General features: G+C 52.6%; 10 protein-coding genes. 3 read left to right on the forward strand and 7 right to left on the reverse strand.

The annotated features are described in order from the left end of the window. Nucleotides 1-177 precede the first annotated feature (177 nt). From ACR0IP_RS14515 to ACR0IP_RS14540, 6 genes are read right to left on the reverse strand one after another with little or no spacing between them, the layout of a single operon-like run. Nucleotides 178-1,020 (reverse strand): glycosyltransferase family 2 protein, encoded by an 843-nt coding sequence (locus ACR0IP_RS14515; protein ID WP_170380756.1) that lies wholly within the window; start codon nucleotides 1,018-1,020, stop codon nucleotides 178-180. Nucleotides 1,021-1,024: 4 nt separating this feature from the next. Continuing rightward, nucleotides 1,025-1,420: a GtrA family protein gene (locus ACR0IP_RS14520; RefSeq protein ID WP_170692468.1), complete on the reverse strand. Its 396-nt coding sequence runs from the start codon at nucleotides 1,418-1,420 to the stop codon at nucleotides 1,025-1,027. 4 nt (nucleotides 1,421-1,424) lie between these two features. Then, entirely contained in the window at nucleotides 1,425-2,600 is a 1,176-nt protein-coding gene (locus ACR0IP_RS14525) for an FAD-dependent oxidoreductase (RefSeq protein ID WP_170692464.1), read from the reverse strand. After that, nucleotides 2,597-3,649 (reverse strand): hypothetical protein, encoded by a 1,053-nt coding sequence (locus ACR0IP_RS14530; RefSeq protein ID WP_170380762.1) that lies wholly within the window; start codon nucleotides 3,647-3,649, stop codon nucleotides 2,597-2,599. Before ACR0IP_RS14530 ends, ACR0IP_RS14525 begins: the two co-directional genes overlap by 4 nt. Continuing rightward, the gene (locus ACR0IP_RS14535) at nucleotides 3,646-4,488 is read right to left on the reverse strand and encodes a sugar phosphate isomerase/epimerase family protein (RefSeq protein WP_480526327.1); all 843 of its coding nucleotides are present in this window, start codon (nucleotides 4,486-4,488) and stop codon (nucleotides 3,646-3,648) included. The genes ACR0IP_RS14530 and ACR0IP_RS14535 overlap by 4 nt, the downstream gene beginning before the upstream one ends. Before the next feature lie 3 nt (nucleotides 4,489-4,491). After that, nucleotides 4,492-5,457: an NAD-dependent epimerase/dehydratase family protein gene (locus tag ACR0IP_RS14540; RefSeq protein WP_480526329.1), complete on the reverse strand. Its 966-nt coding sequence runs from the start codon at nucleotides 5,455-5,457 to the stop codon at nucleotides 4,492-4,494. 856 nt (nucleotides 5,458-6,313) lie between these two features. Between ACR0IP_RS14540 and ACR0IP_RS14545 the strand changes: the two genes are divergently transcribed. The 3 genes from ACR0IP_RS14545 to ACR0IP_RS14555 are packed head-to-tail and all read left to right on the forward strand — an operon-like array spanning nucleotide 6,314 to nucleotide 9,615. Next, nucleotides 6,314-7,210: an ExeA family protein gene (locus ACR0IP_RS14545; protein ID WP_480526331.1), complete on the forward strand. Its 897-nt coding sequence runs from the start codon at nucleotides 6,314-6,316 to the stop codon at nucleotides 7,208-7,210. Beyond that, nucleotides 7,207-8,763, forward strand: a complete 1,557-nt coding sequence (locus tag ACR0IP_RS14550) for a GumC family protein (protein ID WP_480526333.1) — start codon at nucleotides 7,207-7,209, stop codon at nucleotides 8,761-8,763. The genes ACR0IP_RS14545 and ACR0IP_RS14550 overlap by 4 nt, the downstream gene beginning before the upstream one ends. A 15-nt stretch (nucleotides 8,764-8,778) precedes the next feature. Then, on the forward strand, nucleotides 8,779-9,615 hold the full coding sequence (locus tag ACR0IP_RS14555; protein WP_170380771.1) for a CpsD/CapB family tyrosine-protein kinase: 837 nt from the start codon (nucleotides 8,779-8,781) through the stop codon (nucleotides 9,613-9,615). 101 nt (nucleotides 9,616-9,716) lie between these two features. Here the strand turns inward: ACR0IP_RS14555 and ACR0IP_RS14560 are convergent, their stop codons facing one another. Beyond that, nucleotides 9,717-10,325: a WecB/TagA/CpsF family glycosyltransferase gene (locus ACR0IP_RS14560; protein ID WP_480526335.1), complete on the reverse strand. Its 609-nt coding sequence runs from the start codon at nucleotides 10,323-10,325 to the stop codon at nucleotides 9,717-9,719. Between the last annotated feature and the right edge of the window lie 158 nt (nucleotides 10,326-10,483).

Below are 10,483 nucleotides of genomic sequence, written 5' to 3' on the forward strand. Positions count from 1 at the left end.
TGAACACCTAGCGGAGCCCAAGAAATATCTTTAGGCGATACTCACCGCCTAAACATATGGCGAGATTTTACATTCGTTTGACCGCATTCAGGAATTGTTCAGATGTATGTAACAGGCCATGGCGGTGGGCCTTATGACATTTCCATTCAAGACAGTCTTGTTTTAGGCATCGTTTGGTCAGTCTTTAGGTGAAAATGAACCCAGTGCAGCTGCAAGTGTTTGTTTGAGGATCTTCATCTTGCCGGAAAATCCCGCGATCTTGGTCGGGGTTTTACCGCTCCGAGGATAGCTGCGCGATACCGGCACCTCTGTGACGCGTAGACCAAGTTGGCCTGCGCGCACACTCAGGTAGAACAGGAGCTCGTACGCGTCGAACACGTCTCGGAATGGCTGCACGGCGGGGTGCATCAGAAATCGAGCGGAATAGCCGCGATAGCCGTTTGTAGTATCAGTCAGCTTTGTGCCCGACGCGAGGCTGAGAACTGGAGCGTGAATCATCCGGTTGGCCATAGTGCGCTCAAGCGGTGTGTTTTCGTGAGCACCATCCGTGTGATAGCGTGAGCCCTGTACATAGTCGTAACCGTTGGACAATTTTTCCAAAAACAGAGGTATGGCCTCCATCCCGTCCTTCCCGTTGCCATCAACGGTAACTATACCTTCATACCCTTGCCGCAATGCCCAGGCGTAAGCCATTCGAAGCTGCGCGCTGAGCTTTCCGGGTCCTGTTTTCGTCAGACGCGCACGAACGCCGACCTCTCTTAGAAAATCGGCTTCTATAGAGCCATCGGTCGAGCCTCCATCGGCAATAATAATATCTATCGGGTGGTTCAGAGCGGCGAGGTTGCGTAACTGACCTTGAATCCGCTGCCCCTCATTCAGGACAGGTATCACGAGGGCGAATTTGTGCTGCTTCGAACCTAAGTCCAAAACATTAAACTCTGGAACCTGCCAATTTGTGTCGTCACAGGAGGGAAATGAATGCATGTCTTCGCTTGCCTCGGTATTTGTATCGGAGTGCATCCAATCATTCTCCAGATGTTGACTGCGGCCGGTCGCTGCGCTGAAAAACCCAGTGTTTTGAGAGTAAGAAATTGATGGTGAACGACACGCCGACGGCCAGACACAGTATGATCATGGGTGCAGTTTGCGCGGGAAGAATGGCAGCGAGGCTCCAAACAGCAGCCGCCCGAACCGCCATTGTGATAACAAGAGCCCCAAGATAACGCAGTTGCCGCGATCCAGCACCTTTGGCTTTTTGACCTGCAAAAGCCCAAAGATCGAGTACGATAAAATTGAAGAGTGCACCGCAGGCAACACCAATTATGGCAGACAGTTCAAGTGGTACGCCAAACGCCAGAGCGCTTCGTGCGGCGGTCAGATCGACGACCAAGCCGAGCGCCACGGTGGCGCCGTATCGCAAGAAGTCATGCCGACGCCGTGACATGTATGTCTGAGCCCGTAAGGATGTATCTGAAATCGGCATATTTTAAGGCATCATGCCGCGCCCTTAAATGGGAAAACAGGTCATAAATATTGTCGATCTTGCCGCCCAGAACGGATGTGACCCGTCCACCTGGTGGCTCTTCGTGCACCAGGATAGGGCGCCCGTCATCGACTTCATTCTTCACAAGCACAGTTTTGACGTCGTAGATTGACTCGCCACTCGTAATTTGACCAACGCATGGCAAATAACGCGCGGCGTCCAAAACCATGTGTCTGAAGCGGCTTTCGAGTTCAATTTGGTCGAATGCTTTATACGGTGAAACCGAAGTAGCTTGATCCGTCCAGCTTACGTGCGGGGTATAGCGAACGTGCGTTAACGAGTATTTGCCCGCTGCCGGGTAGGGCATTAGGGAAAAAAACGGTCCATCCATCACCGTGACGGCATAATTCTGCATTTCGTCCGGCGGATCAACGAGAGCGAGCTCGGTCATCTCATGTTTGAGTCTTGCCAGCGGCAACCCGGAGTCCCTTAAAACATGGTTGATCTGCGCATAGGTGACGTTAAAGACATGATCAGCAAGGACTTCACTGCCGTCTGAAAGGTGAACGATCGCGGCCTCGGCATCGGGGTTGTCATCGATCGATACCACCTCGGTTCCTAATCTCAGATCGAGGTTGAAAGCATCAATTTGCGCCATCAGTTGATTTGCCAAAACGGAATAGTCAAACGCGAACTCGTCTGCGCGAAACACCGCCTCGATCCGGTCGTCGTCGAACATTGCAGCTTCTTGACGCGACGCCAACGCGATTGGAGCCTTCATGTTTTCAAACATCTTGCGAAATCGATTGGCAGATACTTTGGACCGCTGACGCGCCACCGCATAGAGCATCTGGAAGTCCGAAACGATTGCGTCGGGAAAATCTGTTGCAAAGCGCTGGCACAGCTTACGCGATTTTAGTGCGGTTAGCATTGAGCGCGGGTAGTGGAATCCGGAATGCAAGCGCGCCTGATTGACCCGTGATGCGCGAGTCATAATCTCCGCGCTTGCCTCTACCAAGGTCACATCCTGCGTTGTAGAGCGTAAGAATAGAGCCAAGCAACAGCCATAGAATCCACCACCGATCACCAGGTACTTAACGCGTCGCGGAGATGTCACGGTGCACCTCCAGCCGTCTGCTTATGGACCAGTTTCGAGTCTGGCGTGACGTCTCGCCGATCTTCCAAGCTTTCGGTGCCATCCGTGTCGACATTCAGCGCGTTTGACACGCTTTCAAACAGATCAACGGAGCTTCGCTCAGCCACCAGATAGTCGATTGTTCGGCCGCGCATGATTTCCATCGCTTTGCGCAGGGTGACACAAATCGCAAACAACGCGGCACCCAAAAAGGCGAGCATCCCTGAGATTGATAGCGAAAGGGTGGTCCAGCCTTCCGCAATATCGGTTTTGGTCAGATAGATAATCACCACATAGACTGCAAAGAATACTGCACTGACAAACATGAATGCTGAGAACAAGGCCACTGCGCTGAGCAGTGATGGTCCCGCTTCAGTCACCATTCGCAACATCAGATCGGACCGGCTGGCCATGCGTCCTGACCAGGTAGGCTCATGCACTTTTGATGCGCCTTTGACATCAGGTGTTCGCCTCAGCACCGTCAGAGAATTGTCCCGTGGCGGAAATCGCAAGGCAAGAACCGGGTTCGCATCGTTCAGCAGCCGATTAAGAACGGTACGCGGGATCGCAGTGGTCTGCATGTCACGAGTGCTGGCGTGAAACCCGCTGGCGCGGCCAAGAAGGGCAATAAATGGCTCGGCCAAAAAAGTGGCTTTGCGTTGTCCAAGGATTACGGCATTGCGATCCTGTGCGTCATCAATCATTGCGGGAATATCGAAGCTTGTGACCTCATTTACCGAAGTAATGACCACAAAGTCTCCAATCGCTTCAGAAGCCGCAATCACACGGCGCTGGCTGTTGTCCAGCCCGCGCACAACCGAAAGATATCGTACGTTCGGTACGGCAACGAGTGCTTCTTCCAAAGCAGCATCGTAATCGGTTTCGTTGACGACAAGAATCTCCCAGTAACGGTAGTGCTTTTTCAACAGATCTGCTGTTGCAGCGATCCGTGGAACTGCGGCGTCAGGGGCGTGTGCGTCTGTGAAACACACAGATACAAGAATGTCATCGCGCAGTGTTGGACCGCTCATCGGGCCTCTCCGGCTAGGCGACGCGCCTCAAGCAAATTTTCCAGCGCCGAGTCCAAACCGGCCAGACCATCTTGCGGTTGGCGCATCTCAATTGAAACAGCGTGCTGATATTCTAGCGTGTCCAGAGTTTGCAACACCTTCGCGGCGTCCTGCGGGTTTGCTGGCGCAGGTGACAAAAACGGCTCACTGATATGGACATGGTTCAGAACTGGACCCGCCGCGATCAACTGATCCATCACCTGATCAAATGTGTCAGTTAGCAGCGTCGCACCAACATCGAAATTAAGCATAATCGCAGCATGATTAGCACGTTTGACGAAAGCAAGAGTTTCATCAGGCGTTGTTAGGAAATTGGTGCCATATTCCGCTGGGTTGCACTCGATCGCGATTTTTGTACCTGCAACAGCAGCAGCATCGGCCAGCGGTGTCAGGATTTCGATGGCTTTGTCGATTGCTGCGTTTGGCTCCATTTCCGACGGTCGCTGTCGTTGTTTGGGCGATCCCAAGACAAGATTTGGGATTCCAAGCCGACCTGCCAACTTTATGGCTCGCATCAATCCCTGTTCAAAAGCAGCCCTCTCATAGGCGTCACCGAACAGTTCAGCCCCTTCGACGCCGAACAGTAGCGATTGCATCGAAACCAGTGACAGCCCAAAACGATCCAGTTCATTCTGGACCAATGCGATCTCCGCCTCGGTTGGGTCAAAAGGATCATCAGCCATGCTGAATAACAGTCCCGGGGCGATTTCCAGCCCAGTGATCCCTGCTGCCTGAAGTTTGGCATATGCTTTAAGGCGATCACTTGCAGACCATGCGATATTCGAAACGGCGTACTTCATGACCTAGACTTCTACAGTGGCATTGAAAAACGCGGTTAGGGCGGCCATGACATCATCTGCACTGCGATTGTAGTGGCCGTTTTGGCCAAAAAGCTCTGCGTGTTGGGTACGCATATCCTCTTTGTGAATCTTTCCGGCGGTTTCAGGCATCTCGTTCTGCAGAAGAGAGCGATAAACATCGGACGCTTTGATTGGTTCTGGTGCAAGATGTAAAACGTCCAGCCCGGCATCCAATGCGAGATCAATGTCCCCTTTCAAACGATCCATTTCATAGAATTGATAGGTTGTCTCGCGATTGTGGAACATTACCGCGTTAATTCCGAGATTATCTGCCTCGGCAGTCAGCGCTGCTCGTTCCGGCAGTTTTGCCAGCGCCGCGCGATCGATCACATACATCCCGAGCGCATCACTGCTCGAGTAGATACTGTCCAAGGCCGGAACCAAAGAAGCTGGAAGTTGGTTTGCAAGCTTTTCATAACCGGTGGTATTCAGCATTGTTGGCATGGGGTTTATCAAATCGAAGATGAAGTTTTTCATCAAACCGGGCCCAAACAGAGCGGGTAGGCGAACGATCAAACACCGAGGGAAATGAGCCTGACAGGCTTGTTCCAGCCTTCTCCGATTGACGCCATAAGCAACGGTTTCCTGAAAACTCGAAGCGGCCTCGGTATACCCTCCATCGAAGCGGTCGAGTACGGCGATGGTCGAAATCAATACAAATCTGCTCGCCTGCATTCGCGAAAGCGAGGCGATCAGAGCGTCGATGCGTTCAGCGTCGCGATCCGGATACTTATTGGCTTCAAACATCGAGCCGGGTGCCGCAGCACAGTAAAGCGTTTCAAATCGCTGATCTTCGGCGTGCTTCACGGTGCGCGAGTTAAATCCGCTTGCATCAGGGAGCGCACGCGCAAGAGTAGACCCAACAAACCCGGACTGTCCCAAAATACCAATATCTGATCGTGGCGCCATGGTCAGATATTCTCCAATCGGCTTCTTACTCGTTACTAATCCCGCGGGCGAGCCGCGGCGTCACAAAATATATCAGCACCCAGCAGTCTAAAGCCGGTCTGCTGGCAGGCCGACGGGTACTGCACACGGCGCCCTTCAATCACTTGAGCAACCTCATATTTGGAGTACGCTCCGGTTCGGCTTCTGTCAAAGAGAAACAGTTCAGCTTGATGCGGGATTGCCGAACGGACCGGTCTCGGAGTTTGCGAATCTAGTTAAGTACAAGTAAAATGCAGCTTTTATTTACGCTTTATGTAGTCTGATCCGCACCATTTGACCCTTTAATAATCACCGCAAAAAGGGGCGATTGTTTCCATTTTGCATTTTTAGATTGTAGAGTTGCTAGGTTTTTCTACATGCCTTCCGTAGTTGGCGAGGCGTCTGTTTCAGCTGCATCAATGTCTCATTTTGCCTCTTTGGCGCGTGATCATCGTGGTCAAAACACGGCTGATACTATCGCGCTTTGGCGGTGGCTCCAAAACACATTCAAGTCTCAATGAGAATGAAAACAATGGGTTGAACGTCCACCTTGCTTAAGCTCAGCTTGCGATATGCTGAGAAGCATAGAAAAATCGCCAAGTTTGCTGGGGAACCGGGTTTCCGACAGGCCATACCCCATAACGGGTGTAAGATAATTGATTGCGTTGTCCCGGAAGCACCTTAAATTGTGGCCTAGGTCACATGCGGTTGCTACGAAATGCCCTAAACGTGAACAGGGTAGTTTGGTATACTGCGATGACAAGACTGAAATCCCCTGTCAGGATTAGGATACCCGAGTGTCCGAAGATGGCATTGCGATTAATATGAGTACGAGGATTTGAATATTCATTCCAACGATACACCAGGCGGCAGCGAAAGCTCGCTTGATATCTACACCGCTCATTTCGGGTTAAACGAGCGACCGTTCTCGTTGCTGCCGGACCCGGACTTCATCTTCTGGTCGCAAGCGCATCTGCAAGCCTACACGATGCTCGAATACGGTATCCTGACACGCGCTCCGATAACATTGATTACAGGTGACGTTGGAGCCGGCAAGACAACATTGATGTACCATCTACTGAAAAGTGTGGGCAATGACGTAAAGATTGGTCTGATCTCAAATGCGCATGGAGACCGTGGCGAATTGTTGCGCTGGGTATTGATGGCGCTTGATCAACCGGCCCCTCCGGAAGCCACGTATGTTGATCTGTTTGCCATGTTCCAGTCCCATCTAATCGAGGAATACGCTCAAGGTCACCGCGTGATCCTGATATTTGATGAGGCGCAGAACCTAACGCCGGAATCGCTGGAAGAGCTCCGGATGTTCACCAACATCAATGCGAATAAAGACGAGCTACTGCAATTGGTGTTGGTTGGTCAGCCCGAATTGCAGGAGATCGTCCGCCGTCCCGAGTTGCGTCAGTTCGCGCAGCGCGTTGCCTCCAGTTTTCATTTGAAGGCGATGGATAGGAAAACGGTACGAAAATATGTAGCACACAGGCTTAGTGTTGCTGGGGCCGAGCGCAACTTTTTCAGCCCCGCCGCGACGGACCTGATTTACGAGGCGACACAGGGAGTACCGCGTTTGGTCAATCAGCTTTGCGACTTGTCGATGGTGTATGCCTCTACCCGCGGTCGTCAGCGCGTCGTGCGGAAAACGGTCGAAATGGTTCTTGAAGATGGCGCCTTTTTTGCCGCGAGCTTGCATTCAGATAGCGGTGGTTCAAGTTCATGATCAGGGACATCCAATTCTACCTTTCTTTGGTTTGGCGCCGGCTCTATTTCATCGTTCCCATTATTGCGTTTTGTACGCTTGGTGCGGTCTATGCAGCGTTTACGCTGCCACCCGTCTACAAGGCGCAGTCGCGACTGGTTGTAGAATCTGCTCAAATTCCGGGCGATCTTGCGTCGACCACCGTACAGGCGAGTGTCGTGGAAATTCTCCAAGTCATCCAGCAGCGGGTTCTGGCGCGATCCAATTTGCTAGACTTGTCGAGCCGTTTTGCGCTGCATGATGGCCAGCCGGAACTGACTCCAGATGAAATAGTCTGGGATATGCAAGAGCGAATTGAGCTTGAAATACCATATAATACTCTGAACCAGGCGGCGTTCGTGACGGTGTCGTTTGCATCGGCCGATGCTGAAGTCTCAGCTATGGTTACCAATGAATTGGTGGCGCAGATACTCAGGGAAAACGTTGCGATGCGCACAGGTGTCGCGGCGCAGACACTGGAATTCTTTGTTCAGGAGGTGGCGCGACTGGATGGTGAGATGGCAGAGCAGGGTCGCAAGATCCTTGAGTTCAAGGAAGCCCATCAAGACGCATTGCCAGAAAGTCTGAACTACAGCCGTGAGCGTCAGTCTTCGTTGCAGGAGCGGATGCTTCAGCTGGATCGCGAATTGTCGGGTCTACGCGACCGCCGTGCTCGGCTTGTTGAGGTCTACGAAAGGACTGGGCGTTCAGATTTGGCCGGAGAGAGCCTGACACCGGAACAGCGCCGCCTAAGGCAATTACAGGACGAACGTGCTTCGGCTCTGGTTATCTATTCATCTGATCACCCGCGCATTCGGTCGTTGGATGGTCAGATAGCGGCATTGGAGGCAGCCAATATCCAGTTGGGTCTTGGCACCGAGACAGCGCCGAACTTCACACCATTTGATCTGCAGGTCTCGGACATTGATGGGCAGATCGATTTTATCGAGACTCAAAAGGCGGATGTCGATGCAGAGTTGGAATCACTGGCGCGGTCCATCGAGGCGACTCCAACCAATGCAATTGCTCTGGGTACTCTCGAACGGGATTATGACAATCTGCGTTTGCAATACACTCAGGCGACCGCCAGCCTTGCCGAAGCCCGTACAGGCGATCAAATCGAAACCCAGTCTCGTGGTCAGCGCATCACTGTAGCAGAGCATGCCGTAGTACCGACAATTCCCGCAGAACCCAGCCGAAAAAAGATCGTAGCGATGGGTATTGCAGCTGGATTCGCAATCGCGGGAGGATTGTTTGTTTTGATGGAGATTCTCAATTCAACCGTGCGCAGACCGGCAGATATCTCTTCTCGTTTTGATGTGCCTGTGTTTGCAACTGTGCCGTATTTATGGACTAAACGAGAGATTGCTGTTCGGCGAGCCATGATTGTCGCAGGTCTGAGCCTCCCAATTGTTGGAGTGGTTGCAGCTTTGTACTTAGTTCACCTATATTATCTACCACTTGATCTTGTTCTCGAGAAAGTAGCCGAAAAGCTAGGCGCGACGGATTTGCTTGATCGGTTGAAACTGGGATAACGGGATCCACAGGTTATGGAACGTATTCAGTCTGCCATTCAAAAAGCCCGAGAAGCGCGGCGTGTGTCGGCTTCCGACGAAATCGCTCCGAAGCCTGCAGGCGCTACCGTGGAAGCTCTGCAGCCCGAGAATCCGGCTGTCCCGCTCGTTGATAAGCTGTGGGCGGACTTGCCTGAGTACGATCTAAAGCCCAGCCAATTGAAGCGGGCCCGAATCTCTGGTTACGAGGCATCCGCAGATTCTGCGTCATTTGATGTATTGCGCACACGTATGATGCATCAGATGGCTAGTAACAATTGGCGTCGGGTTGCGATCACTTCACCAGGGTCCGCCTGCGGAAAGACTACTTTGAGTCTGAATCTGGCGTTCAGTATCGCCCGCCAGAGAAATATCCGGTCGATGCTGGTCGATTTGGACCTGCGACGTCCATCAGCTCACAAACTTCTGGGTACAAGCAAATGCAATTTTGCCAACGCTTTGGAAGGCCAAAGCCAGCCCGAGGACCACATGGTCTGTTACGATCGGAAGCTGGCTTTTGCTTTGAACAGCGATTCGGTAGCGAACTCCGCCGAACTGCTGCAGGACAAAGACGCTGCTCACGTTATTGATCGGATTGAAGAGCGGTATCAGCCAGACATCATGATTTTTGACACTTCCCCTATGCTCGCTTGCGACGACACATATGCATTTCTCGATCAGATTGATTGCGTTTTGTTAGTGGCCGCGGCCGAAGATACTTCCGCTGATGAACTGGAGAAGTGCAAGGACGAGATCGCTGGGCGCTGCAATCTGCTGGGTGTGGTCCTGAACAAATGCCGCTACCTCGAGAAACTGGATAAATACGGTTACTGACTGCTATTCCCGGATCCGGCGCCTGATGAAAACACAGATCAGGAATTGCGCGGGCGCCGAAAATTCAGTCAAGGCCTTTGAAACGCCGTTTCATGCGGTGATCAACGTGCCAAGCGTACGCGCAAAGCCTGAAAGAATAGTTTGGGCAAAATCGCGAGACACCGAGCATATCTGCCCGCAAGACGCTTCGGGTTGTTGGCCATGCGCCAAACCCATTCCAGCGAAAGCTTTCGTACCCAGGACGGTGCGCGGGTTTGACTGCCTGCTATGAAATCCAGGCCTGCCCCAATTGAGACGAATCCGCAGGACGGCACAATTTGAGCACCCCGTGCCGCCAGAATTTCCTGTTTCGGCGCTCCTAGCGCCAGGAAACAAAGGCGTGCCCCAGATGATTGGATGGTATCAAAGTAGGTGGCGACCTCAGGCCCATTGGTATCCAACCCATAAGGCGGCGCGATTTTCGCAACAACGCGAAGCCCTGGATTGTCTTTCTCCAGCAGACCCGCCGCCCGGTCCAATGTGTACTGTGTTGCCCCTAAAAGCGCGACAGGTACGCCATGTTGCGCAGCCAACTTTGCCAGCGGCGCGATCAGGTCTGAGCCGGGGATCAATTCGATTGGGCGCCCCGCAAGCCGCGAAAGATACACAACTGGGTTTCCGTCAGCTACCACATGGCTGTGCGAAATATAGGCCGACCGAAAATCGGGCATCTCACGCATTTTTACGATGTGGTCCAGGTTTAAGGTTGCCAGGGTAAAGCCCCGCCCATGATTCCAGCAGTCACTCACGCTCGCAAAAAGCGATGCCTTCGTGGGCTGGCTGATCAGCGAAAGAAACTCGGGCCCTTGTGCCAATTGATGCGAAGCGA

The organism is Ruegeria sp. AL11, assembly GCF_056540865.1.

Coding starts and splice junctions, on each gene's coding strand:
- ACR0IP_RS14550 (WP_480526333.1), top strand. CDS start 7,207: ATGATCAGGGACATCCAATTCTACCTTTCTTTGGTTTGGCGCCGGCTC.
- ACR0IP_RS14555 (WP_170380771.1), top strand. CDS start 8,779: ATGGAACGTATTCAGTCTGCCATTCAAAAAGCCCGAGAAGCGCGGCGT.
- ACR0IP_RS14530 (WP_170380762.1), bottom strand. CDS start 3,649: ATGAGCGGTCCAACACTGCGCGATGACATTCTTGTATCTGTGTGTTTC.
- ACR0IP_RS14560 (WP_480526335.1), bottom strand. CDS start 10,325: ATGCCCGATTTTCGGTCGGCCTATATTTCGCACAGCCATGTGGTAGCT.
- ACR0IP_RS14540 (WP_480526329.1), bottom strand. CDS start 5,457: ATGGCGCCACGATCAGATATTGGTATTTTGGGACAGTCCGGGTTTGTT.
- ACR0IP_RS14535 (WP_480526327.1), bottom strand. CDS start 4,488: ATGAAGTACGCCGTTTCGAATATCGCATGGTCTGCAAGTGATCGCCTT.
- ACR0IP_RS14515 (WP_170380756.1), bottom strand. CDS start 1,020: ATGCACTCCGATACAAATACCGAGGCAAGCGAAGACATGCATTCATTT.